The sequence below is a fragment of the Streptomyces sp. NPDC091287 genome, from assembly GCF_044768525.1.
GTDB lineage: Bacteria > Actinomycetota > Actinomycetes > Streptomycetales > Streptomycetaceae > Streptomyces.
This window is the reverse complement of record NZ_JBIVUV010000005.1, coordinates 59571-82948: the sequence shown is the minus strand read 5'-3', so window position 1 is coordinate 82948 and position 23378 is coordinate 59571. Positions and strand designations below refer to the sequence as shown.

Annotated in this window: 25 protein-coding genes and 1 pseudogene; 14 read left to right on the top strand and 12 right to left on the bottom strand. The window is 70.2% G+C overall.

All coding sequences use genetic code 11. From position 1 onward, the window contains the following. Window positions 1–250 precede the first annotated feature (250 nt). Entirely contained in the window at window positions 251–757 is a 507-nt protein-coding gene (locus ACIQRW_RS09230; RefSeq protein ID WP_403756626.1) for an NUDIX domain-containing protein, read from the bottom strand. Then, on the bottom strand, window positions 754–1971 hold the full coding sequence (locus ACIQRW_RS09225; protein ID WP_403756624.1) for an XRE family transcriptional regulator: 1218 nt from the start codon (window positions 1969–1971) through the stop codon (window positions 754–756). The genes ACIQRW_RS09230 and ACIQRW_RS09225 overlap by 4 nt, the downstream gene beginning before the upstream one ends. 267 nt (window positions 1972–2238) lie before the next feature. On the opposite strand from ACIQRW_RS09225, the gene ACIQRW_RS09220 reads away from it, so the two are divergent. The 5 genes from ACIQRW_RS09220 to ACIQRW_RS09200 all read left to right on the top strand — a co-directional run bounded on the left by ACIQRW_RS09220 (window position 2239) and on the right by ACIQRW_RS09200 (window position 5411). After that, window positions 2239–2673: an ATP-binding protein gene (locus ACIQRW_RS09220; RefSeq protein ID WP_403756622.1), complete on the top strand. Its 435-nt coding sequence runs from the start codon at window positions 2239–2241 to the stop codon at window positions 2671–2673. A gap of 44 nt (window positions 2674–2717) precedes the next feature. Next, a complete protein-coding gene (locus ACIQRW_RS09215; RefSeq protein ID WP_403756619.1) occupies window positions 2718–3044 on the top strand; it encodes a hypothetical protein in 327 nt (108 codons plus the stop codon). Window positions 3045–3174: 130 nt separating this feature from the next. Next, window positions 3175–3342 (top strand): hypothetical protein, encoded by a 168-nt coding sequence (locus ACIQRW_RS09210; RefSeq protein ID WP_398596438.1) that lies wholly within the window; start codon window positions 3175–3177, stop codon window positions 3340–3342. A gap of 90 nt (window positions 3343–3432) precedes the next feature. Further along, window positions 3433–4629 (top strand): JmjC domain-containing protein, encoded by a 1197-nt coding sequence (locus ACIQRW_RS09205; protein ID WP_403756616.1) that lies wholly within the window; start codon window positions 3433–3435, stop codon window positions 4627–4629. Then, window positions 4563–5411 (top strand): aldo/keto reductase, encoded by an 849-nt coding sequence (locus ACIQRW_RS09200; RefSeq protein WP_403756614.1) that lies wholly within the window; start codon window positions 4563–4565, stop codon window positions 5409–5411. The genes ACIQRW_RS09205 and ACIQRW_RS09200 overlap by 67 nt, the downstream gene beginning before the upstream one ends. Here the strand turns inward: ACIQRW_RS09200 and ACIQRW_RS09195 are convergent. Next, a complete protein-coding gene (locus tag ACIQRW_RS09195; RefSeq protein ID WP_403756611.1) occupies window positions 5399–6259 on the bottom strand; it encodes a hypothetical protein in 861 nt (286 codons plus the stop codon). The two genes, ACIQRW_RS09200 and ACIQRW_RS09195, sit on opposite strands and share 13 nt — an antisense overlap. Before the next feature lie 139 nt (window positions 6260–6398). Between ACIQRW_RS09195 and ACIQRW_RS09190 the strand changes: the two are divergent. Continuing rightward, window positions 6399–7151 (top strand): annotated as a pseudogene (locus ACIQRW_RS09190) (methyltransferase); the annotation flags it as partial. Here ACIQRW_RS09190 and ACIQRW_RS09185 read toward each other — a convergent pair. The 4 genes from ACIQRW_RS09185 to ACIQRW_RS09170 all read right to left on the bottom strand — a co-directional run bounded on the left by ACIQRW_RS09185 (window position 7148) and on the right by ACIQRW_RS09170 (window position 10658). Continuing rightward, complete coding sequence (locus tag ACIQRW_RS09185; RefSeq protein WP_403756608.1) at window positions 7148–7672, bottom strand: GNAT family N-acetyltransferase; 525 nt, start codon at window positions 7670–7672, stop codon at window positions 7148–7150. The pseudogene ACIQRW_RS09190 and the gene ACIQRW_RS09185 sit on opposite strands and share 4 nt — an antisense overlap. A gap of 259 nt (window positions 7673–7931) precedes the next feature. Further along, entirely contained in the window at window positions 7932–8519 is a 588-nt protein-coding gene (locus ACIQRW_RS09180) for a hypothetical protein (RefSeq protein WP_403756606.1), read from the bottom strand. A 181-nt stretch (window positions 8520–8700) separates the two neighbouring features. Next, a complete protein-coding gene (locus ACIQRW_RS09175) occupies window positions 8701–9543 on the bottom strand; it encodes an ABC transporter permease (RefSeq protein ID WP_403756603.1) in 843 nt (280 codons plus the stop codon). Continuing rightward, window positions 9540–10658 (bottom strand): ATP-binding cassette domain-containing protein, encoded by a 1119-nt coding sequence (locus ACIQRW_RS09170; RefSeq protein ID WP_403756600.1) that lies wholly within the window; start codon window positions 10656–10658, stop codon window positions 9540–9542. The genes ACIQRW_RS09175 and ACIQRW_RS09170 overlap by 4 nt, the downstream gene beginning before the upstream one ends. A 127-nt stretch (window positions 10659–10785) precedes the next feature. Between ACIQRW_RS09170 and ACIQRW_RS09165 the strand changes: the two genes are divergently transcribed. Together ACIQRW_RS09165 and ACIQRW_RS09160 are read left to right on the top strand one after the other, a co-directional pair. Next, complete coding sequence (locus tag ACIQRW_RS09165) at window positions 10786–11766, top strand: TetR/AcrR family transcriptional regulator (RefSeq protein WP_403756597.1); 981 nt, start codon at window positions 10786–10788, stop codon at window positions 11764–11766. Window positions 11767–11797: 31 nt separating this feature from the next. Further along, on the top strand, window positions 11798–12202 hold the full coding sequence (locus tag ACIQRW_RS09160) for a PPOX class F420-dependent oxidoreductase (protein ID WP_403756594.1): 405 nt from the start codon (window positions 11798–11800) through the stop codon (window positions 12200–12202). Between the two features lie 109 nt (window positions 12203–12311). Here ACIQRW_RS09160 and ACIQRW_RS09155 read toward each other — a convergent pair whose 3' ends face one another. After that, a complete protein-coding gene (locus tag ACIQRW_RS09155; RefSeq protein ID WP_403757411.1) occupies window positions 12312–13364 on the bottom strand; it encodes a WD40 repeat domain-containing protein in 1053 nt (350 codons plus the stop codon). Between the two features lie 58 nt (window positions 13365–13422). Here ACIQRW_RS09155 and ACIQRW_RS09150 point away from each other — a divergent pair, with 58 nt between their 5' ends. After that, complete coding sequence (locus ACIQRW_RS09150) at window positions 13423–14133, top strand: GDSL-type esterase/lipase family protein (RefSeq protein ID WP_403756591.1); 711 nt, start codon at window positions 13423–13425, stop codon at window positions 14131–14133. Window positions 14134–14185: 52 nt separating this feature from the next. Here ACIQRW_RS09150 and ACIQRW_RS09145 read toward each other — a convergent pair whose 3' ends face one another. Both ACIQRW_RS09145 and ACIQRW_RS09140 read right to left on the bottom strand, forming a co-directional pair. Continuing rightward, on the bottom strand, window positions 14186–14839 hold the full coding sequence (locus ACIQRW_RS09145; protein ID WP_403756588.1) for a TetR/AcrR family transcriptional regulator: 654 nt from the start codon (window positions 14837–14839) through the stop codon (window positions 14186–14188). A 260-nt stretch (window positions 14840–15099) separates the two neighbouring features. Further along, complete coding sequence (locus ACIQRW_RS09140; RefSeq protein ID WP_403757408.1) at window positions 15100–17391, bottom strand: glycoside hydrolase family 3 N-terminal domain-containing protein; 2292 nt, start codon at window positions 17389–17391, stop codon at window positions 15100–15102. A 288-nt stretch (window positions 17392–17679) separates the two neighbouring features. Here ACIQRW_RS09140 and ACIQRW_RS09135 point away from each other — a divergent pair, with 288 nt between their 5' ends. Further along, window positions 17680–18279, top strand: a complete 600-nt coding sequence (locus tag ACIQRW_RS09135) for a TetR/AcrR family transcriptional regulator (RefSeq protein WP_018958676.1) — start codon at window positions 17680–17682, stop codon at window positions 18277–18279. A gap of 178 nt (window positions 18280–18457) precedes the next feature. Here the strand turns inward: ACIQRW_RS09135 and ACIQRW_RS09130 are convergent, their stop codons facing one another. Then, entirely contained in the window at window positions 18458–19360 is a 903-nt protein-coding gene (locus ACIQRW_RS09130) for a lysostaphin resistance A-like protein (RefSeq protein ID WP_403757405.1), read from the bottom strand. A gap of 343 nt (window positions 19361–19703) precedes the next feature. Here ACIQRW_RS09130 and ACIQRW_RS09125 point away from each other — a divergent pair, with 343 nt between their 5' ends. Continuing rightward, complete coding sequence (locus ACIQRW_RS09125) at window positions 19704–20489, top strand: SAM-dependent methyltransferase (protein WP_403756585.1); 786 nt, start codon at window positions 19704–19706, stop codon at window positions 20487–20489. On the opposite strand, the gene ACIQRW_RS09120 is transcribed toward ACIQRW_RS09125, so the two are convergent. Then, window positions 20452–21555 (bottom strand): hypothetical protein, encoded by a 1104-nt coding sequence (locus ACIQRW_RS09120; protein WP_403756582.1) that lies wholly within the window; start codon window positions 21553–21555, stop codon window positions 20452–20454. The two genes, ACIQRW_RS09125 and ACIQRW_RS09120, sit on opposite strands and share 38 nt — an antisense overlap. A gap of 205 nt (window positions 21556–21760) precedes the next feature. On the opposite strand from ACIQRW_RS09120, the gene ACIQRW_RS09115 reads away from it, so the two are divergent. The 3 genes from ACIQRW_RS09115 to ACIQRW_RS09105 all read left to right on the top strand — a co-directional run bounded on the left by ACIQRW_RS09115 (window position 21761) and on the right by ACIQRW_RS09105 (window position 23317). Beyond that, complete coding sequence (locus ACIQRW_RS09115; RefSeq protein ID WP_403756580.1) at window positions 21761–22039, top strand: type II toxin-antitoxin system Phd/YefM family antitoxin; 279 nt, start codon at window positions 21761–21763, stop codon at window positions 22037–22039. Window positions 22040–22042: 3 nt separating this feature from the next. Then, complete coding sequence (locus tag ACIQRW_RS09110) at window positions 22043–22321, top strand: type II toxin-antitoxin system RelE/ParE family toxin (protein WP_403756578.1); 279 nt, start codon at window positions 22043–22045, stop codon at window positions 22319–22321. Window positions 22322–22528: 207 nt separating this feature from the next. Beyond that, a complete protein-coding gene (locus ACIQRW_RS09105) occupies window positions 22529–23317 on the top strand; it encodes a hypothetical protein (protein ID WP_403756575.1) in 789 nt (262 codons plus the stop codon). The last annotated feature ends 61 nt before the right edge of the window (window positions 23318–23378 follow it).

Sequence of the window (23378 nt, the reverse complement as noted above, 5' to 3'; positions counted from 1 at the left end):
AAGAAGGCGCTCGAACCCCGGGTCCCGCATCCCGAACCCCGAATCCCGGCACCCGAGCTTCGGGCCCGGGCCTCATTCACGTACCCCCAGAAGAGTGAATCGGCTCTCCCGAAGCTCGGGTCCTGGGTCCCGGGGCCCGAGTCGCGGGCTTAGTGCGCTGACCGTATCTCGCACCGGCTCGCAGCTCAGGGGCCACGACGGCGGGGGCCGGGCCGTCGTGTTCCGGAGGGAGCGCCTCGTCCAACTCGGCTCACCAGCTGGTGGCGCCGTCCCGGAGGTACTTCGGGCGACCGTCCTCCAGAGCCTTTACCGCTGCATCCAGTCGCCGCCACATCCGCTCGCTGACCAGACGGCGCGCCTCCTCCAGCGGAATGAAGCGGGCCTCGGAGAGTTCGTGATCGTGAGGTCGTAGTGCCTTGTCATCGTCGAGAGTGCCGCCATTGAAAATGAAGGCGATCTGGTCGTCCCACGGACCGTGCGGGGCGACCCAGTCCACGACCAGGAGTCCGAGCAGGTCGATGTCGCGGTCCAGTTCCTCTCGCAGTTCGCGCCGGGCGGCTTCCTCGGGCGGCTCGTTCGCCTCGGCCATGCCTCCCGGAAGGTCCCAGCCCGGCTTGTAGGTCGGGTTCACCAGCAGCACGCGTCCGAGCGCATCTCGCAGGAGTACGTCTGCTGCGACACGTTTGCGGGCCTGCTTGGCGTTGCCCTCGGCGAGGTACGCGTTCCAGGCGTCAGGGTGGCCGGGTGTGGGACTCACTTCTGGATGCCTCCCTCAGGCGGGATGATGTCGGCCAGCAACAGCATTCTTGCGCGTCGTGCGTCGTCGAATTCCTCCAGGTACTGACGGACGGGTGTGTGTGCCCGGTCAGGCTCCAGGAGCCTGCGCAGGGCGTCGAGCTGGCGTACTACGCGCACGGAGCCCAACGTGGGGCTCGTGCTGAGGAGGTCGTTGCCGACATGGATCGCCGCATCGAGATTCCGGCGGTGTATGTGAATGCCGACCAGCGTAATGCGGCTCAGGGCCAGGGACCGTGCCCGACGCTCCTCGCGAAGCCGCACGGCACTCTCCGCGTGTAAGAGAGCCTGTTCGTGTTGCTTGAGGTCCCGCAGGATGAGCGCCGACTCACTGGCCAGGGCTGCTTCGTCGAACGGGCTCAGCCAGGGGTGCTCGTCGTCTGCCTGTGCGATGAGCGCGCTGCGGGCGCGCTCCAAGGCGCGGTGCGCCGCGTTGTGCTGGAAGGCTGCGGCGAGGGCGCGCGCATGCATGGTGTGCAGACGAGCGGCAAGGGCGGGCAAGCGCGGTCCTCGTCCCACGAGTTCGAGGCCAGTCTGAGCCCAGTGCACGGCCTGCGCTGTGTTGCCGATCTGGAGAGCGAGATGGCTGTTGCTCGCGGCGACATGGGCGGACAACGGAACATCACCCGAAGCGCGTGCCAGCGGAAGCGCGCTGGTGAAATGCCGTTTGGCCAAGTCGTCCTGGCCGGAGTCGTGAGCCATCCACCCGGCCATCTCTGTTAGGGCCGCCGCAGCGGCGAAGACGTGAGGGCCTCCGTTCGCGGCGACCAGTCGCGGCGCGACTTGAGCGCCGAGGTGCTGTAATACAGCCTGGTAGAGCCGCCCTCCTCCTGTTTGCCGGTCGGCCGCGCGAAACGCGTTCATCGCGTCCAAGTCCCCGTCAGCAGGCGGAACATGGATGTGTGGTGTCTGCGTCCCAGCAGCCGCTGGCTCCCACTCCCTGCGAGCAAGGCCCAGAAGGTGACCGGGAATATGGAGGGCATCTGCGATCTGCTCGAACAGAACGAGCTTCTCGACCCGGCTCTTGCCGTTCATGTAGTCGTAGAGCCGCCCCTGAGTAATCTCGGCCGCTGTGGCGAGCCGTCGAGTGCTGACCCCACGGTGGTTGAGCAGCCGGAACAGCGTGCCCATGTCCCGGTCTGCGCAGGCTGCGAGCAGGCGCGCGTCGTCGAGCATGCCTGCTACAACCGTGCGCGGATCCGTTGCCTGACGGTCCATCGCCCGCCCCCCTAGACGACGTTGGCTCGATGCTACGCGCAGCGATTACTCGGTGACTCCATCTTGGGGTCACCTCCTGGAGTCTCTTCCTGCCCCGCCGAGACCGTTGACTGAGCATCGGTCGCCACGCAGGTTACTGGTTCCTCCTGCTCAGCGGCTTGGAGAGATCCCGGCCCTGTTACCCCCGTCGGGGCCGGGCGCCCCACCTCCCGAGGAGACAGGTTCATGCCGACGATGACCGCCGCCCGATCGAGCGTGACAGGTGCGCATGGGTACAGCGAGATCCTGCCGTGCCGACCCGAGTCCGCCCGCCGAGCCCGCCTTCTGGTGTCAACGGCGTTGCGGACGTGGGGCTTCAGCGCCTGTACGGACGCGGGCACGCTGATCGTCTCCGAGCTGGTCGCCAATGTAGTCACCCACACGCGATGCCGCCTGGCTCGCGTCGCCATCACCCGTATCGGGGACGGCACAGTCCGAATCGCGGTAGCCGACACGTCCAGGTCGGTACCGGCAATGGCTTCTCCAGCCGGTGATGCCAGAAGTGGCCGTGGCCTGTTGCTGGTCGACGCCTTGAGCGACCGCTGGGGGTGCAGACTCCACCATTCGTGCAAGGTCGTCTGGGCGGAACTGAGTATCAAGGCTGACGAGGCCGAGAAGTGATGCGGCCGGCAAACGCCCACAGGATCGGGGTACGGCTCCTGTCGTTGGAGGAACTGGCTGACGATCCTCGACCCGAGGAGTGCGTCGAAGTCGCCTTCGGGCCGATGCGCCCGTCAAAGAACCCGGACCTGTTCGTGATTCCCGAGCCCCTGCGTATCACTCCCGCCGATTTGGCCCGCCTACGCGTGGAGACGGAGCTAGCCATGGGCGAGATTCGGGCGGAAGTCCTGCATGCGGAGCTCGCCTGGCGAATGGCTCTTGGCCGGTGGTACGTGAAGGGGAAGGCCGCAGTCGATTCCCGGGAGCCGGACGTTGCCCTCCTCGCGCGCATCTTGGACGGGCTGCGCAAGCAGGATGTCGCTTCCGTCTGACATCAGAGTTTCCGCGCGGTCGGCGTTGTCCGGCATGGGCGGAATGCCTCGGGCCCCGTTCCACAGGGAGCCGAGGAGACCTCCGCCCGGGCCCGGACGGAGAAGAGCTCGAAGAAGGAAGGAGCACGAGATGGCAGAGAGCGCTCTGACGCCTCCGGCCAAGAGCGGCCTTCTGGTAGCGGTCGAGGAACTGACCGCTGTCCACGATCGGTACGACAGCCTCCGGTCCGACAACCAGGGGAGTTCCGGCGACTCACCGTGGCCGGGCGGCGACGGGAATTTGAACGACATCGAGTAACACCGCAAGAAGGCGGGGGCTGGCACGGCCTGCTGTGCCAGCCCTCGCCGATCGTCTGCACCACGAAGCCCATAACATCAGGAGGCAGCGATGGAACACCGACTGGTCCAAGCCTTGGAGAAGGCTCTCGGGTGGAACGGAGCCGAGGAACTCGGTACCAGCTTCGTACGGGGCCACGTGGACGACCCGGCCCTCGTCTCCCGCATCATGACCCCGAACCGCCTCCTCGACATCGCCATGCGCAGGAGCTTGAACCGCCCCCAGCTCCGGTGCTTCCGCCAGGGCGAGGAGGTCCACCCGGCCATCTACTACACCGATAGCGTCAGCCCTCGAGGCCAGAGCATCTCCATGGTCAACATGCGCAGCCTGGGGTCTCTCCTCCAGGATGGCGCGACGCTCATCCTGGACCAGGCCAACGTCTTCGACCCGACGATGGAGGTGGCTTGCCGGGCCTTCCAGTGGTGGTCTCGCGAGCGGGTACAGGTGAACGCGTACCTCACGACGAACGACGCCGCCGGATTCCCGCTGCACTGGGACGACCATGATGTCCTGATCGTCCAGCTCGCCGGGGAGAAGGACTGGGAGGTGCGTGGTACCTCGCGTACAGCCCCGATGTACCGGGACGCGGACCCCAACACCACGCCGAGCGAGGACATCGTCTGGTCCGGCACGATGAGGGCTGGCGACGTCATGCACATCCCGCGTGGGCACTGGCACCAGGCCACCCGCACCGGCAGTGGCTCGGGTAAGAGCCTGCATGTGACGTTCGGCATCACTAAGCGCTCGGGAGCCAGCTGGCTCGCATGGTTGGCCGACTGGTCTCGCGAGCAGGAGATCTTCCGGCACGACCTCGACCGCTCCGGCACGGTCGGCCACGGTGCCCTCGCCGATTCTGCGGCCCGACTCGTGGGCGAGCGATCCCCCGGCGACTTCTTGGCAGCGTACGAGCAGGAGACGGCACCGGCACGGCACGTGCCGTTTCTCGAGATCTTCGGCCCGCTGGACTTCGTGGTGTGCACCACCCAGTTTCCGCCCCGAATCCAGGAGAACGGAGAGACAGTCGATGTCCTGTCCTCGGGAAAGAAGCTCACTCTCACCACCAAGGCGCTCCCATCGCTGCGTCTCCTGCTAAGTGGCAGGCCCATCCACATGGACCAAGCGGCATCTGAAACGGGTGCTGAAGCGGCAGAAGTAGCAGCGATCCTGGTGAAAGAGGAGATATGCGCACCGCTCACCCCCGAGTTGTCCTTGGGCTACACCGGTCTCGTCATGAACGCTCTCTCCTGACCAAGGCGGCAGACCTCGGCATCACTGCAATCGACACCAGCGCCAACTACCTCGGGTTCCAGTCGCACAAGGTCCTCGCCGAGGTAGCCGGAGACCTGCTGCCGAACTTCTCGGTATCCACGAAGATCGGCTACTTCTCCGCCAACGGGACTTCGGTGCACTCGCTCGACCCCGATCGTCTGCGCGCCGCTTTGGAGGGCGCCGTCCGCGACCTGCGCAGGGAGCCGGACCTGGTCTTTCTCCACAACCCAGAACACAGCCTCGCCGCGGCCTCCGAAAGATTGGCGCCGAACCTCCTGGGCAATGCCTGCTCCGTGCTTGTGGACGCCACCGCGCGTGGACTCTGCGGGTCCTGGGGGATCTCGTCATGGGACCCACGGTCACTGATCGAACTGGGGAATCCGCAGTTCCCCCGCCCCGATGTCATCATGCTCCGGGCGGGTCTCCTGGTCGGTGCCGAAGTCCTCCACGCGGGCCAGGATCTCGCCTTGCGTTTCGACCCTTCAGCCGTGTGGGGCATGAGCCCGTTCGCCGGCAGCACAGCCGACCCGGTGTGGGCGAGATTCGATCCGCGACTGTTTCTACGCGCACCAGAGCGGGTCAACAAGGCTCAGGCGGCCTTCCGCGTCGCCTTCCACCTACCCGAAGCAGCCAAGGTGGCAGTGAGTTCCAATAGCGCAGATCATCTGAGCGAGCTGGTCGGGTCTCTGGCTCACGAAGTGGACTCCGCAACTGTCGCCGAGTATCGCCGCCTCCTGATGAAAGACGCTCAGGAGGACTGAAGTTGCTCAATGATCCGAACGGCTTCCTTGCGCGCCGACTGTAGTCGTGGGTCGGTTTCGTGCGCGTACGGGCCGACGATCTTCGCGCAGACGAACAGAGACATCAGTCGGCCGGACCGGCTTTCCAGGTCCGGTCGCCGCTCGTTCCACACACGGTCCGCAAGCGCCGGCACCGCCAGCGCGTTTCCCCACAGGGTCGCCGCGTCCAGTCCTCTCGGTGCCGTCCCCCAGTCCTCCCAGTCGATGATGCAGAACTTGGGGCCCATGACATTGGCCCAGGTCAGGTCAGCGTGTGCGGGGGCCCATTCATCAACGGCGAGGTTGGCGATCTCAGGGAAGACCTGCCGGATGGTCGCGTCCACGAGGCTCTGCGTGATCGACTCGGTGTCCGGCGTCGCGATGCGTGGAGTGGGCTGTGCAGCAAGAGCGTCCAGCGACGCGTTCAGCCCGGCCCACCACGTGTCCGTCAGCCGAGGGGCCTCGATCACCAAGGCCGCTTGTCCGACGGGTGTCCCAGCGACGAACTCCGTCTCGTCGGCCCTCCACATGACTGGTTCCTGCGCGTCCCGCCAGGTCAGCCCTGTATGCCATCGGGGCATGGCCACTCCCCGTAGAACGGCTGCGGTCTCCGGCCCGTTGCCGCCCTGGGCTGCGATTCGCTGAAACGACCGCCGCTCCACCCGCACCCACGTGTTCCGGTCTGTGCGTCCCCCGACAGACCGCCGTTTTCGGATGACTGTGTCCCGGCCGACGCGGACCTTCAGAGACCGTTCCACGCGATCGAGCACGTCATCGACCGGCTCGACCCTAAGATCAACAGCACGCGCAGAAGGCACCGACGACGTCATGGTGGGACCGTAGCAAATCGCGTTACTTGGGCAGGAAGCTTCCTCAGGCAAGTAGGACTCGCTTGAACCGTGTGCCGTGGAAGCAGCACGCACGGTTTTGAGGTAGGGCCGCCGCAGAAGAGCGGCAGTCCTACCCGACACGGAGTACGTGTCCGCGTTGCTCTGCGAACGGCTCGGTGACGACCTGGTCCACAGCGTCGAGCTGGACCCGGTCGTGGCCCGGCAGGCGGCCGACGCCCTGGCGCGGGCCGGGTACCGGCCCCATCTGCGGGTCGGGGACGGTGAACAGCCCTGGCCCGATCTGGGGTTGGTGGATCGGCTGATCGCTACCTGCGCCCTGCGGTACGTCCCGTACGCGCTGCTCCGACAGGTCTGCCCCGGTGGAGTTGTCGTGGCCCCGCTGGCCCGGGAGTTCTGGTCCGGCGCGCTGGTCCAGCTCCGTGTCCAGGGCGACGGCACCGCAACCGGCCCGTTCTGCGGCAGGGCCACATACATGCCGATGCGAGCCCATCGTCTGCCCGACCTCCACGACGTGCGGGGCAAGGGGCGGGCCCGTGCGGCGGGCCTGGAGCCCGCCCGGCTCCTCGACCTCGGGGTTCGCCCTGTACGCGGGGGCGCGGTTGCCCGGCGTACGGCTCATCCACCAGAGCACTGCTGAAGGTGCCCGGGTCTGGGTGTCCCGGGAGAACGGATCGGGAGCGATGGCCGCCTCCGGGGAGAAGTCTGGCAGTACGGGCCCGGGTTCCTGTGGGAGGAGATCGAGCAGGTCTGGTGGGAGTACGAGTCGGTGGGGCGACCCGACGCCGGGCAGTTCGGGCTGACCGTGACCGGCCGGGGGCAGCAGGTGTGGCTGCGGGACCCGGACGAGGTCATCCGGCCCAGCAGGCCCTAACGGGCCTCCGGCACGGGTGGGTTGCCCGCCCATCGCCGCTCGCCGTCCTCCCACTCCCCCGTCGGCCGGAGGCCCGTCGCCGCGGCCACCGCCTCGGACGCGGCGTGGTCGGGGTGGACGTGGGCGACGAGCTCCCGGACGCCCCCGGCCGCGACCAGGTGCGCAGCCAGGCCCTTCGCGGCCTCGCTCGCGTAACCCCGGCCCTGCCACGGCGTCCCGACGACCCAGGCGATCTCCGCCCGGGGGCCCCGTACGGTCGCCTGCACGTATCCGGCGAGGCTTCCGTCCGTGCGGATTCGGAGCACCCAGTTCCACCAGAGCTCCCCCGGGTCCGGCGAACCGGCGCTCTGCCGCTCGTAGCGGGACCGCAGCGCGGCCGGGTCCGGCGGGCCGCCGCCGGTGAACACGTACAGCGCCGGGTCCGCGAGGACGACCGCCATCTCCTCGGCGTACGCCGGTTCGAGGGGGAGCGCGTCGAGGCGGGCGGTGGTGAAGGGCAGGGGCGTGATGGTCGTCGGCACGGTGCCCGACCCTACGCCGACCACCCGCCCCCGGCACTATGGTTTCCGCAGCTCACGGCCGGTGCAGCCTCTCCTGAGAATCGCGTACGGGGAAGAGTCGAGCGACGTCCGATCTTGAGCCGATCGGCACCCTCAAGGGCCTCAAGGGCGACGTTGAAGCTTCCTCGACGCCCAGGGCCGCGAGGACCAGCGCCACGACCCGTTCAGCGAGGTCCCCGTGTACAGCGCAGCGGTGCAGGGCGCCGTACGCGGCCACGAGCTACGTGGGAATCGGGGGGCCTTCCAGCTTTCCGGGGCCGCGGGCGAACATGCGCGGCCGCCGCTCGTCCAGCTCGTGGATGCGTCCGGGGTGCGGGAGATCGAGCCCTGCCCACCAGCGGCGCCCGTCCGGTGTCGTCTCCACACCGACGTCGCGGGGGCCCAGCGCGGCGAGGGCACGCATGTGCTCGGCGTCCCGGAGGACCTGGTCGTCGTCGTCCGTCGGCATGTCCTGTCGGTGGCTGAGCGCCAGAAGCATCACCTGGTTCCGGTCCTCGTCGTCGGCCAGGTGCAGCGAGACGCGCCGGCCGCCGTCCTGCGCCGCCGAACGGAGCAGCAGCTCGACGACCTGCTGTGGCTGGTCGTCCTTGGGCCGGTAACCCCACTGGTCAAGAGCCGTGGCGACCTCCCTGCCCACGCGGGCGGCGGCGCCCCCGCTCGGGGTGACCGCCCAGTTCCGCACGCTGCGACCGCTGATCGTGACCGGGGCGGGCGGTGGAGCGTCCTGCTGCTCTGGCCGGGGGGCCTCGACGGGCCTGTTGGGGGGCGGCGGAGTCTTCGGCGCGTAGTCGGGACGGTGTGGCGACACAGCAGCCTCCCGGCGGGAACGGAGACACCCATCGTAGGTCTGCGCTGCCGGGCCGCGGCCCTCTTCGGTGCAACGCGCCAGCTCCTCTCCAGCAGCGGCGCTGCGCCTGTCGCAGAACACCTCCGTGCGCCCGCTGGAGCGAGCGCACGAGCGGTGTCTCCGCGCTTACCCGCTCACCCGCTCACCGGCTCAGGCGCTGGAAGCGGCGGACCGCCAGCGGCAGGCACACCAGCGTGATCACGAGCGGCCACACCAGGGCCATCAGCAGGGCGTGCTCCTCCACCCAGGTGCCGCCGCCCGCCACCGGATTACCGAACAGCTCGCGGGCGGCCGTCGCCGTCGAGGAGATCGGGTTCCAGGCGGCGATCGTGCCCAGCCAGCCCGGCATCAGGGACGGGGCCACGAAGGTGCTGGAGATCATCGTGACGGGGAAGGCCACCGCGTACAGCCCGCCCGCCGCCTCCGGGGTGGGCACCAGCATGCCGAGCCAGACGCCCACCCAGATCAGGCTGAACCGCAGCAGCAGGAGCAGCCCGAACGCCCCGAGGCCCGCCATCACCCCGCCGTCCGCGCGCCAGCCCATCAGCAGCGCGGTGACGGCCAGGATGGTCAGCTCGGCCGCGGCCACCACCAGGTCGGCAGCCCCGCGTCCGGAGGCGAAGGCGGAGGGAGCCATCGGCATGGACCGGAAGCGGTCGACGACCCCCTTGGCGGCGTCGGTGACGACGGCCACGGCGGTGTTCATGAAGCCCATGGCCATGGTCATGGCGAACATGCCGGGCATCAGGAACTCCCGGTAGTCCCCGCCCCCGGGCACCTTCATCGCGCTGCCGAAGACATATCCGTACAGCAGGACGGAGAGGATCGGGAAGCCGAGCTGCCAGATGACGGCGGAGGGGTGGCGCTGGTAGTGGGTGAGGGTGCGGCGGGTGATGTTCCAGCAGTCGGAGACCGCCCAGAAGACAGAGGCGCGGTCGCGGACCGGGCCCGTCGCCGCAGCGGGGTTTCTTTCGAGTGTGGTCATGCCGCCGCCACCTCCGCGGTGTCGTGGTTCTCGGTGTCGCGACGCCCGGGGGCGGGGACTACCGGGAGTTCCTGATGCCCGGCGTCGCGGTCCTCGGGGTCGCGGTCCTCGGCTTCGGGTGCCGTGCCATGGCCTGTCAGGCGCAGGAACACGTCGTCCAGGCTCGGCCGGCGCAGTCCGATGTCCTCCACCGCGATCCCTTCGTCCTGGAGGCTCCGGGCCACCTCGGTGAGTGCGGCCACCCGGTCGGCGACCTGGGCGTGCACCCGGCGGGCGGTGGCGTCGGTGACGACGAGCCCGCCCCCGGCCACCCGGTCGACGGTCCTGGCCACCGCGTCGAGGCCCCCCGCGTCGGCGGCCACCACCTCGATCCGGTCGCCGCCGACCCTGTTCTTCAGCGCGTCCGGGGTGTCGTCGGCGATGGCCCGCCCCCGGTCGATGACGGTGATGTGGGAGGCGAGCCGGTCCGCCTCGTCCAGGTACTGCGTGGTCAGCAGCACGGTCGTACCGCCCGCCACCAGCGCCCGGACCGCGTCCCAGACCTCGCCCCGGCCGCGCGGGTCGAGCCCGGTCGTCGGCTCGTCCAGGAAGAGCACGTCGGGCTGGAGGATCATCGAGGAGGCCAGGTCGAGGCGTCGCCGCATGCCGCCGCTGTACTCCTTGGCGCTCTTGTCGGCGGCCTCGGTCAGGTCGAACCGGTCCAGCAGTTCCCCGGCGCGCTGCCGGGCCCGGCGGTTGCCGAGGTGGAAGAGCCGCCCGAACATCTCCAGGTTCTGCCGCCCGGTGAGGCCTTCGTCGACGGCCGCGTACTGGCCGGTGAGCCCGATCCGGCTCCGTACGCGGCGGGGTTGGCGCGCCACGTCCAGCCCGGCGACCTCCGCCCGGCCCGCGTCGTACCGCAGGAGCGTGGCGAGGACCCGCACGGCGGTGGTCTTGCCCGCCCCGTTCGGGCCGAGCAGGCCGTGGACGGTGCCGGGGCGCACGGCGAGGTCGAACCCGTCGAGCGCCCGTTTCTCCGTCCCGCCCTTCCCCCGCCCCCGGTACCGCTTCACGACACCTTCGGCGAGCACCGCGTACCCGGACGCGGACCCCGACCCGGATTTAGGCATGAGCATGGCACAACCCCCTGTTTCTCGAACCACCCGGAAGCTAACTGAGTACACCGTACCCCTGATTGGGTACAGCGTACTCCGATACGGGTACGGCGTACCCAACTCCGTTCCGGAGCACTACGCTGGCCCCATGGCGAAAGACGGATCGACAGCGGCGACGGACGGCACGGCCACCGGGAGCGGCGACATCGCACGCAGCCTGGAGCTCCTGTGGGGCACCGGGGACCGCCCCAGCCGCGGCCCCAAACCGGGGCTCTCGCTGGACAGGATCGTCACCGCCGCCATCGCCGTCGCGGACGCGGAAGGGCTGGCCGCCGTCTCCATGCGCCGGCTCTCCACCGAGCTCGGCACGGGCACCATGTCGCTCTACCGGTACGTCCCCGGCAAGGCCGAACTGCTGGACCTGATGCTCGACCGGGTGCTGGGCGAGCCCCTGCCCACCGACACGGAGCATCCTGTCGAAGCGCCCACCGCCGACTGGCGGGCGTCCATCGACGCGATGGCCCGTACCTATTTGGCCAACCTGCGCCGCCACCCCTGGCTGCTGAAGATCAACCAGGCCCGTACGGTGCTCGGCCCCAGCGCCCTGCGCGGCCTGGAACTCTCCCTCACCGCGCTGCGGTCCATGGGGCTGCGCGACCCCGAGCTGATCGGCGTGATCATCACGGTCAACAGCTTCGTGGAGGGCCTCGCCCGCACCCAGGCCGACGCGGCGGAGGCGCTGCGGCAGACCGGGCTGAGCGACGAGGAGTTCTGGGACAACCAGCGCCCCTACCTGGAGCGGGCCATGCTCAGCGGCGCGTACCCGATGATGGCGGGCATGTCGGAGGACACCTTCAGCGCCGAGTTCGACCACTTCGAGTTCGGGCTGCGACGGCTGATCGCCGGCTTCGAGGCCCTGGTCGCGGAACGGACTCGGGAGCGGACTCCGGACCGGACCACGGACCCCACTCCGGGCCGGACCACGGACCCCACTCCGGGCCGGACCACGGACCCGACTCCGGACCGGACCACGGACCCCACTCCGGACCCGACCACGGACCCCACTCCGGACCCGACCACGGACCCGACCACGGAGCGGACCACGGAGCGGACGGCAGCCCGGAAGTGACAGCGCCCCCGGCCCGTGCCCCAATGGATATATGGACGCCAGCCGGGAGCTCGCTCCTTTCGTCAAGCAGTACGCCGTCCTGCTGAGCACCCACCGGCAGGACGGGACGCCCGTCGGCACACCGGTCAACATCGCCGTCGAGGGCGATCACGCGTTCATCCGCACGTTCTCCTCCGCCTGGAAGGTCGAGCGGATGCGTAACCACCCGCAGGTGGCGATCGCCCCCTGCACGGTCCGCGGCAGACCCACCGGACCGCAGATCAGGGCGCACGCACGGCTGCTGCGCCCGGGCACGAAGGAGAACACGCACGCGGCGCGGATGCTGTCGCGGAAGTACCCGGTCGTGCAGGGCGTGCTCGTCCCGTTCACGCACCGGCTGAAGCGGGACCGGACCCTGCACTACGAGGTGTGGCCGGTGACGGACGACGACACCTGAGCCCGAGCGAGCGTGAGCGCGCCGATTACGACGACGGCGGTGGCGGCGGGGCGAAGGCGGCGGAATGCCCCCTGCCCCTCCCCGTGCCCGGCCCCTGCTCTCCGTCCGGCTACCCGCGCCGCCGCTTCAACGCGAACCAGACGGCCACGGCCCCGACGAGGATGACGGCCCCGAGGGCAGCGTTGCCGCTGCCGCCGTCACCCGCGTCGCCGGCGCTCCCTCGGTCGCCATCCTTCGAGGGGGCCCCGGAACCTTCGCCGGAACCGGAACCGGAACCGGACCCGGAACCCGAACCGTTCCCCGGCCCGCCCTCCGTCTCCACGCGGACGACCTCGCTGCGGGCGCCCTCCGAGCCGAACATCAGGGCCGATCCGTCCGCCGTGTACGTCACCGACTCGGCCTGCCGCTGGAACGGGGCGGCGACCGACCGGTCCTCACCGAGGCGGCCGTTCTCGAAGGCGTACTCGCGGGCGCTGAAGTACGAGCGCAGCACCAGCCGGGTCCCGTCGGGCGAGAAGGCCCCGTCCGTGACCCACGGCACCTCGCCGACCCGCCGGAACACGTTCGGAGAGCCGGCGGTGAGCTTCGCGGGGCCTTCGTAGAGGCCGCCGCCGTCCTCGTTCTTGGAGGCGATGTAGACGCGGCCGGTCTTCGGGTGGACCATCAGCGCCTCGGCGTTGCGGGCCCCGTCGGCGTACGTCACGTCGTACTGGACGGCCGTGACGGTGGCGTCGCGCAGGGTCTTCGGCTCGGGGAAGCGGTAGATCCAGACGTGGTCCCAGGTGCCGTCGAGGTTGTCGCCGATGTCACCGACGTAGAGGTCGCCGTCAGGCCCGATCGAGATGCCCTCGACGTCCCTCGGCTCCCCCACGCCCCGCATCGTGATGGTCGCGAGGGTCTTCCCGGTGCGGGAGTCGACGGCGTAGACGTAGGGGCCGTCGTCGCTGTCGTTGTGCGTCCAGTAGACGCCGGGGTGCGCGCGGCTGGCGGCGAGGCCGCTGGACTCGGTGATACGGGGGTCCTCGATCGTGAAGTCACGGTCGGGCCGTCCGTCGTCGGCCACGGCCGGACCGGCCCCGGCGAACAGCGGAAGGGCGACGGCGAGAGCGGCGGCGAGGGTGGCGGCGGCGCGGCCCGCCGGGCCGGTCGGATACGAGCGCATGGCCCAAGTGTCCATCGTCACGTCGCAGGCCGGAGCCGTGATCGGCCATGATGACGCCATGCGTTTTCTCCCGGTCGGCGATTCCATGACCATCGGCGCCACCGGCGACTTCACCTGGCGCTACCGGATGTGGCAGCACTTCGAGACGTTCCCCGGCCTCCGGTACGAGATCGTCGGCCCGCGCACGACGCTGTACGACATCGAGGCGGACGCCCCCGTCTCCCACGCGTACGCCGACCCGTCCTTCCCGCCCGCCGCCCGCCGGCACCTGTCCGGCTGGGGCGAGGGCTGGCTGCACATGGCCCCGGTGATCGCGGACGCGGTGCGCGCGGCGGAGGCGGACGTCCTGCTGGTCTCGCTCGGCCTGATAGACCTCGGGTTCTACACGGACCCCGAGCAGACGGCGGCCAACGCCCGCGCGTTCATCACGGCGGCCCGCACGGCCAACCCGCACCTGCGCATGGTGCTGCTCCCGGTGATACCGAACATCCGGGCCGTGACGGACGCCCCCTTCGCCGACTCCTGCGCCCGCTTCAACGATCTCCTCGCCAAGGCCGTGGCCGACCTCGACGAACCGTCCTCACCGCTCCTGCTGGCCTCGCGCCCCACGGCGTACGACATCCGCACGGACACCTACGACGGCACCCACCCCGGTCCGACGGGCGAGCACAAACTCGCCGCCGCCTTCGCCGACGCGATGCACCAGGCATGGGAGCTGGGCGGCCCGTACGCGGGCCGGCCTGTTCCGGCGCTGCCCTTGTCTGCCTGATCAGCACCCGCCGATGCGCCGCTGACGTTCCGGTCGGCCGAGGGCCCCCGGCTCACCCCGCCGGCTCACCCGCCGACCGCGATCCCAGCATCGACAGTGCCAGCTGGGTCAGTTCCCCCGAGACCTCCCCGGGGCGGGCCCGGCGGCTGCGGCGGGTGTGGTGGGCCATCAGCTCATGGACCGTGCCGACCATCACCATCACGTCGACCCGGTGGTCCCGGTCCTCCGCCTCGCCGCGCTCCACCGCCCGTTCGGCCTCCCCGGTCAGGAACTCCGTCCACAGGGCCCGCCAGAGCTTGCAGTGCTCGTCCACCACGGCGCTCACACCCAACACCTCGACGAACGTCACCCGGGCCTCGCGCGGGTCGCTGGTGACGGCCTCCACATACGCGTCGAAGAGCAGTTGGACCCGCTCCGCGATCGAGCGATTCTCGATGCCATCGGCCAGGAGCGCGTTCTCCGCCGCCCGCAGCCCGGTCGTCGTGACCCGGTTGTGGAGGGCGATGAGCAGTCCCTCCCGGGAGCCGTACTCCTGACGCAGCACCTCGACCGGTACACCGGCCGCCGCGCACACATCGTGCTCGGCGGTGGCCCGGTATCCGTTGATGCCGTACAACTCCCTTGCTGCTTCCAGAAGTTGTTCGCGCGCCTGCGTGCGCGCGGCATCCCCGGGCCCGGTCCGCTGAACCGTCCAGCTCTCCGCCACCGGTCCTCCTTGAGCGCAAGGTGCGGGAGAGGGGCCTGCGCGCCTCTGCACGAACCGCCGCCCCATTGTGCTCGCCCCACCGCCGTCCGGACGGCCACGCCACACCCATATGGGGGAATACCCGCACGCGGAAACGCTTCTTCTTTACGCGCCCCGGATGCGCCCCGAACACGTACCCGAGTACCGCCCGCCGGGCTCGTGACGGGGTAGGACCAGGGCCGGCGGAGCCGGAAGCAGCTCCGCCGGCCACGGCGCCCGGCTCAGCCCTTGACCGTGAACTCCCCCCGCAGCAGCGCCTCGTCGCGGGACGACGGGCCCACCAGCAGTTCGAAGCGGCCCGGCTCCACGACGCGGAGGCCCTCCGCGTCCACGAGGGTGCAGTCGGCCGCCGGGAGTTCGAAGAGGATCTCCTGCGACTCCCCGGGGGCCAGCGCCACCTGACGGTAGGCCTTCAGCTCCTTCTCCGCCCAGGTCACCGAGGTCACCGTGTCACTCACGTACACCTGGACCGTCTCCAGCGCGGGCCGCGTCCCCGTGTTGGTCACCGTGACCCGGGCCCGTACGGTCTCCGACTCGTCGACCACCGACGTCAGCACCTCCAGGTCCGTGTAGTCGACCGTCGTGTAGCTCAGCCCCTCACCGAACGCGAACGCCGGGCGCTGGGTGAGGTCCGCGTAACGCGAGCCGTGCTGGCCGCGCACCTGGTTGTAGTACGTCGGCTGCTGGCCCGCGTGCCGGGCGAAGGACAGCGGCAGCCGGCCGGTCGGCTCGATCAGGCCGAGCAGCAGTTCCGCGACCGCCCGGCCGCCGAGCATCCCCGGGTTGGCCGCGTACACGATCGCCGCCGCGCCGAGCGCGGACGGCGGCAGCACCAGCGGCTTGGAGCTGACGACCACGACCACCAGCGGCTTGCCCGTCGCCGCCAGGGCATCGAGCAACGCCACCTGATCGCCGACGAGTTCGAGCGTGGCGGTGGACTTGCCCTCGCCGATCAGCTCGATCCGGTCGCCCACGACGGCCACCACATGGTCGGCGGCCTCGGCGGCGGCGACCGCCTCCGCGATCAGCCGGGCGTCGGGGGCCGCCGGGACGACCACCTCCGGGCGGGGCTGGCCGTCCGGGAAGAACGCGCCCTCCGGGTCGGGTCCCACGTCGAGGATCCGGGCCCCGGGCGCGTACGCGACCGTCCAGTCGGCGGGCACATGGTCGCGGAAGCCGTCGAGGACGGTACGGATCATGGCGCGCGGCTGGCCCTCCGGCAGCCAGTCGGCCTGGCCCGATGAGCCGGCCCAGTCGCCCAACTGGGTCTGCGCGTCGTCCGCGTTGGGGCCGACGACCGCCACCGTACGGGGGCCGCCGGAGGCGAGCGGCCGGCCCCGGCCCGCCTCGTCCGCCGCCAGGCCGCCCGCGAACGGCAGCGTTCCGTCATTGGTCAGCAGCACCAGCGAGCGGCGGGCCGCCTCCAGGTTCAGCACGGCGTGCGCCCCGCTGCCGATGACCTCGGCCTGCCGGGCGGCGTCGGGGTGGCGCGGGTCCTCGAAGAGGCCCAGCTCGAACTTGAGCGTCAGGATCCGGCGTACGGCGGCGTCGATCTCTGCCTCCGTCAACGCGCCCTGTGCCACCGCCTCCTGGGCTCCCGCGAAGAAGTTCGACGTGGTCATCACCATGTCGTTGCCCGCGCGGACCGCCGCCGCCGACGCCTGCGCGTAGTCGGCGTAGACCTTCTGCTCCCATACCATGCGGCCGACGTTGTCCCAGTCGGTGACCAGGGTCCCGGTGTAGCCCCACTCGCCGCGCAGTACCTCGTTGAGCAGCCAGTTGTTCACGGTGATCGGCACGCCGTCCATCGACTGGTAGCCGAGCATGAACGTGCGGCAGCCCTCCTTGGCGACCCGCTCGAACGGCGGCAGGAACCAGGAGCGCAGCTTGCGCCGCGAGATGTCCGCCTCGCTGGCGTCCCGGCCGCCCTGGGTCTCCGAGTACCCGGCGAAGTGTTTGGCGCAGGCCAGGATCGCGGTCGGGTCGTCGAGGCCGTCGCCCTGGTAGCCGCGCACCATCGCGGAGGCCAGCTCGCCGATCAGGTACGGGTCCTCGCCGAACGTCTCGCTCACCCGGCCCCACCGCAGGTCCCGGGTGATGCAGAGCACCGGCGAGAACGTCCAGTGCACCCCGGTCGCCGCGACCTCGACCGCTGTGGCCCGGGCGATCCGCTCCACCAGCTCCGGGTCCCAGGTGGCGGCCATCCCGAGCTGCGTCGGGTAGATCGTGGCCCCCTCCCAGAAGGAGTGCCCGTGGATGCAGTCCTCGGCGACGAGCAGCGGGATGCGCAGCCGGGTCTTCCCGGTGAGCACGGCGGCCTCGCTCACCCGCTCCGGCGAGGCGTGCAGGATCGAGCCCGCGTGGAGGTCCTCGACGAGGTGCCGCACCCCCTCCTTGGCGTTGAGCTGGAGCATCTGGCCGACCTTCTCGGGCAGCGTCATGCGCCCCAGGAGGTCGGCGACCCGCTCCGCGACGGGCAGCGCGGGGTCGAGGTACGGCGGCTTGAGGCCCACAGGAGTTCCTTTCACGAAAGCACTCCGCAGTACCGTACGCTCAATCCCGACCGCTTGGTAAGTATTGGGGGAACCGGGTTTCGGTCCTGTGAGAATCTGAACCGGAGCGGCGGTGCGAGAGAGGTGTCCGATTCCGATGACGGCGAGTACGGGTTCAGCGAGTTCCACAGGTTCGGCGGGTTCGGCGGGTTCCACCGGTCCAGCGGGCCTGGCGGGTTCCGCCGGTCCAGCGGGCCTCGCGGGTTCGGCGGGTTCCACCGGTCCGGCGGGCCTGGCGGGTGATCTCGCGTGACCTCCGGGACGCCGCGCGGCTACGCCAAGGGCCGGGCCAAGCGGACCGAGATCCTCGACCAGGCGATGGCCCTGTTCGGCGAGGCCGGCTACCGGGGCGCGTCGCTCCGGGTGATCGCCACCCGCTGCGGCATCTCCCACCCGGGACTCCTCCACCACTTCCCGACGAAGGAGGCCCTGCTCCTCGCCGTGCTCCAGCATCGCGACGACGTGGACGACGCGTGGCTGGCGCTGGGCGTGACCCGGGGCGTCGACCATCTGCGCCGGCTGACCGACCTCGCGGAGCTGAACGCGAAGCGGCGCGGGATCGTCGAGCTGTTCTCGGTGGTCGCGGCGGAGGCCACCTCCCCCGACCATCCGGCACACGCGTACTTCGAGGCCCGCTACCGCACCTCGCTCGCCAACACCGAACTGGCCTACCGCCAGGCCCGGGAGGCGGGCGAACTCCGGGAGGACGTCGACCCGTCGGCCGCCGCGCAGCAGCTCATCGCGCTGATGGACGGCCTCCAGATCCAGTGGCTGATCAGCGACTGCGCGACGGACATGGCGGGGGTGCTGCGGGCCCACGTCCAGACGCAGGTGACCGTACGGTTCTGACGGACGGACCCGTCGCACCCCACAGCCGGACCCGCCCGGACCTCCGCCCCGCTCACGGACGGGGAGCCGGCGAGCGTGCGGACCGGCCGGCCCGTTCACCTGGTCCCGCGCTCCGCCCGGTACAGGTCCAGCTCCCCCCAGTACAGGTCCAGGGGGCCGGGGTCGGAGGGGCCGGGCGTCAGGGGCTGATCCGCTCGATGCCCCGGCGTTCGGCGATCTTCGCCATGGTCAGGCAGTACAGCGGGGCGAAGACGAGTTCGAGGACCAGGGCCTGCCAGGGGGCGTCGGCGGCGGTACTGCTGTCGTCGAGCTCCCCGAAGCCCGCCGCCAGGCCGAAGGCCAGCACGTTGTTGGCGACGTGCAGGACGATCACCGCTTCGAGACCGCCGGTACGGATCACCAGCCAGCCCCACCACAGCGCCGAGTAGAGCAGCAGGAGGAAGCCGGAGAGTTCGCCGAACCCGTGGGCCAGGGCGAACAGGAGGGACGCCAGGACGATCGCGGGCCAGGGTGAACGCACGACCCGGCCGATCACCTGGACCAGCCAACCCCGGAAGACGTACTCCTCGGCAGCGGCCTGGAACGGGACGAGCGCCAGCACCACGGCCAGGCTCAGCAGAAAGTAGGGCCAGCCCGGGAAGCCCGCACCGGACTCCGCGAGCGGTTCCGAGTCCCAGGTCCAGGCAATCAGCAGCCCGATCTGGACAGCCATGAGCGGGAAGCCCACGGCGGCGCAGCGGCCCAGCCAGCCCCAGCGCAGCCGCCCGACGACGGAGGACACGGTCCCGGCCGGCCGCCGGCCGAGACCGCGGGCCACCCACAGGACGATGGGTATGCCGACCGCGATACCGACGAGCGAGACCGCCAGTTCGGCGACCGGGTCCTCGAAGAAGAGTTCGCTGTCCGCCGAGGCGGGCCCCGCGTCCAGCACGTCCGCGATGATCGCGCCGACCACACCGACCGCCACCGTGCCCAGCACGACCAGCAGGAGGGCCAGCAGCAGTTCGCCCAGCCAGCCGAACCTTCCGCCCTGCCCGTTGCGCCCCTGCTCGTCGTAGCGGGAGCCCGAGGGCGCACGCACCGGCCCGGTCGGCGGACGGCTCCACTCCGGGGGCCGGTCCCAGCCCTGCAAGGCAGGGTCGGTCGGGCGGGGCGGTTCGGCGGAGGACGGCGGCGGGGCCCAGGGAGACGGGGGCGGGGGCGGGGGCGTGTCGGAAGGGGGGTTCACACCAGCGATCTTCGGCGCGCACGGCGTACGAGGTCAACGCGGAAGCCCGGCGTGACGGACCCGCGTGCGGCCAGGCGTAACCGCCGGGCAGGCGCGATGGACCCTCCGAGGCCCGAACACCCTTACGGTGCGCCGGTATTGCTGTGGCAGACTGCGTCGACCGATTGGTCCACACCACGTGTATCAGGAGTCCGGCATGACGGCAGCGACGCCCCACCCCCCGATCGACACCAGCAAGCCCCACTCGGCCCGTGTCTACGATGCGCTCCTCGGGGGCAAGGACAACTACCCGGTGGACCAAGCGGTGGCCGAACTGCTGCCCGCCGAGGCGAAGGTCGGCGCACGCCAGCAGCGCGCCTTCATGAACCGCGCGACGGCCTGGCTGGCGGGCGAGGGCGTAACGCAGTTCCTGGACATCGGGACGGGCATCCCCACCGAGCCGAACCTGCACCAGACGGCCCAGGAGATCCGCTCCTCCGCCCGGGTCGTCTACTGCGACAACGACCCCATCGTCCTGCGCCACGCGGAAGCGCTGCTGGTCAGCCACCCGGAGGGGGTGACGGACTACGTCCACGCCGATGTCCGCGAGCCCGGGATCATCCTCGACGCGGCCCGCGAGACCCTGGACTTCGACCGCCCGATAGCCCTGTCGCTCCTCGGCCTGCTCCACTTCCTCCCGGACGCCGAGGACCCGATCGGCATCATCCGTACGTTCACTAGCACCATGGCCCCCGGCAGCTACGTCGTGCTGTCCCACGGCGCGTCCGACGTGAACGAGAAGATCGGACAGCAGAGCGAGGACGAGTACAAGAAGGGCGGCATCCAGCTGGCCCTGCGGAGCCGTGAGGAGTTCTCGCGGTTCTTCGAGGGCCTGGAGATAGCCGCCCCCGGCCTGGTGAAGGCCCCGGAGTGGTTCAACGGCACGCCCGCTCCCACGCAGGAGTTCAGCGGCATCTACGTGGCCGTGGCCCGGGTTCCGTAACCGGGAGACCCCGATGACGCACGTCTACGCCCCCGCCCGCCCGGGCCTCGGCGGCCTCGGCGGCGAGCTCCCGCCAGGATGGCCGCGGGGGTGGCGGATCGGCCTCGGCACGGGCCATCAGGTCGGCCCAGTAGACGCGCTGCTGCTCGCGGTGGCAGGGCCCGCACGTGGTGACCCACGACTCGTGCGGCCGGAACATGTGCTCATCGCCGGGCCCGTCGCAGGCGATCAGCGGCAGTGACAGGGGCGGAGGCGGGGGCGAGGACTCCGCCTCCGGGTGCGGGGGCAGCTTCTCCACCAGCCGGTGCGCCAGGAAGCCGAAAGCCGAGCGCACCCCTTCCTCCGGCAGTGCGCTGCTCAACGCCAGCCGCAGGTCTCCGGCGGTGACGCCCCGCCGCAGCCACTCGGCGGCGAGCGCGCCGAGCTTGCGGGCCTCGCGCACCCCGAGCGAGAGCTCACGCGTCTTGTGCCGCAACGAGAGCAACACACGCTCGGCGAGCAGAACTTCAGCCTGGTCCAGCTGCTGGCCCTGGCCCGGCTCCTGCGACTCGCTGCCCACCTCCACGGCCGCTTCGGTGGGTGGGCGGGAAGAGTCTTCGCCCTGTTCTTCGTCTGCGGGTAATTGACCACCGGCCGTCCGACCGGTCGGCTCACCGACCGTCGGAGAGTGCGTACTCGGAGCGGGCCGCGCGTCCGGGGCAGCGGAAGCGCCCACGTTCTCGTACCCGTCGGCGGGAACCCCGGCGCGGAGACGGGCGGCCTGTTCATCCGTCAGCGGCTCGTTGCTGAAGACCTGGACGGTTCGCCAGCGTCCTCCGGCGAGGCTCTCGCGCCGCTCGTGAACGTACCCGTGTGTCACGAGGTCGGCCTTGGCCTTCTGATAGGCGCGACCGGTCATACGGAGGGCACGGGCGTGCTCGCCCAGCGCCTTGTCGCGGTCTTCTTCGGGCAGCCCCTGGACGTAGATGACCAGGATCTTCGCGTCGCTGCCGATACGCGGATGACGCACGAGGCTGTTGGGGGCCTTCGTGTAGCTCCGAGGGGGCGGGATAACATGCGAAAGCATCGCGGGTGGACTCCTGATCCACTAGTGGTGAAGGCCCTCGGGTAGGTGCTCAAACACCCCCGGGGGCCGCCCTGTGCGCTGATCGATCCGCGCGCACGGAGCGTGATGGCACGATTACGTTACCGCAGAGAGCGACGCACTCCGCACCTCCCGGGCTCGCCTCGCGTAAGAGATGTACATCTACTACATCTGCTACATTCCTTGCATGAGTGAGCCCGTGACCGAATCCATGGCAGAGGTACGCAAGCACCTCGCGGACGTCATCGACCGCGCCCGCCGTGACGGGACGCCCACGATCATCACCCGCCGAGGCAAGAGCGAAGCGGTCATCGTGGACATCGACGAATACCGACGCCTGCGCGAGACCGCCGAGCGGCACGAGGACGAATGGCTCAACCGACTCGCGGACCAGGCTGCTGCCGAGGGAACCGACGGATCCGTATCCCTCGAAGAGATGGCCGCACTCCTCCGGTCGGCCAACTGACCCATGGGCCACGTCACACGATTCACGGCCCACGCACAGCGTGACCTCCTCAAGATCCCCCTACCGGAAGCCCGACGTGTCCTCGGCCGTCTGGCAGACCTCCAGAAGGCCTTGGATACGGGAGACCTCGCCGCATTCGACGTCAAGGCGCTCCAAGGCCACGAGGCGCGATGGCGTCTCCGAGTAGGTGACTACCGGGCCGTCTACACCGTGGAGGGCGGCCGGCTCATCGTCTGGGTACTCGCCGTCGCCCACCGCCGCGAGATCTACCGATCTCTCTGAGCCCGCCGGTCGGCCCCACGGTGTAGGCGGCCGGACACCGATCCGGAGCAAAGCCGTGCCGTGCCCTGCCGTGGTGATCAAATCGTTGCCGCCCCGCGCACAACCGCGCACCCCCCTCCCTGGTCTCCTGGTCAGCCGCGAGGAAAACCTCGGGCAGGCGCGCCCGCGCGCGCGGCCCCGGGCGGCTGAGGAGAGGACGGGTTCGACGTGAAGAGCGTGAAGAGATCGACGCGGAGAGCGGTGGTGGCCGGTGCGGCCGCGGCCGTGTTCACCGGAGTGGCGGCGGTGCCGGCCGGGGCGGCGGAGGGCGGGGTCGCCTTCTCCAGGGTCACGGTGAACGGCGGGAAGCCGATCGTGATCGGGGTCAAGAAGGAGGTCGAGCTGTACGTGACCTTCCGGATGACGACCAAGCTCAAGCACAAGTCCTACCCGACGGTGTTCCCCTACCGGGGCAAGCTCGGCTCCAGCGAGACGCTGTGGAATTCCATCCTCATCAACGACTGCGTGGTCGTGAACAAGGCGAAAGGAATCTGCGACTTCGAGGAGTGGCTGACCATCGACCCGCGGCACTACGACTTCGGTAACGAGGACGCCGGCGCCTGGAAGACCGCAGCGCAGCTGTACCTCCCCAAGGGTAAGGAGGACACCGACGACATGAAGATCCCGTTGCAGGTGAAGCGGGCCACCCGGGTCACGGTCAACGCCTCGCCGGAGCCGGTCGTGAAGGGAAAGACGCTCACCGTGACCGGAAAGGTCAGCCGGGCGAACTGGGACACCCACACGTACCAGGGGTACGGAGGCCGCTCGGTGAGCCTGCAGTTCAAGGCGGCGGGCTCCTCCTCGTACAAGACGGTCAAGAAGGCGACGTCGAGCAAGACGGGGGCGCTGAAAACCACGGTGAAGGCCACCGGGCCGGGGACGTGGCGGTGGACGTACTACGGCAACACGACTGCCGGCGCGAGTTCGTCGTCCGGGGACCGGGTCGCCGTCCGGTAGGCGCGGCCGGTGGAGCGTGTGGGGGGACCGGTCCCGAAGTACGGGCTGCGGAGGACGGGTT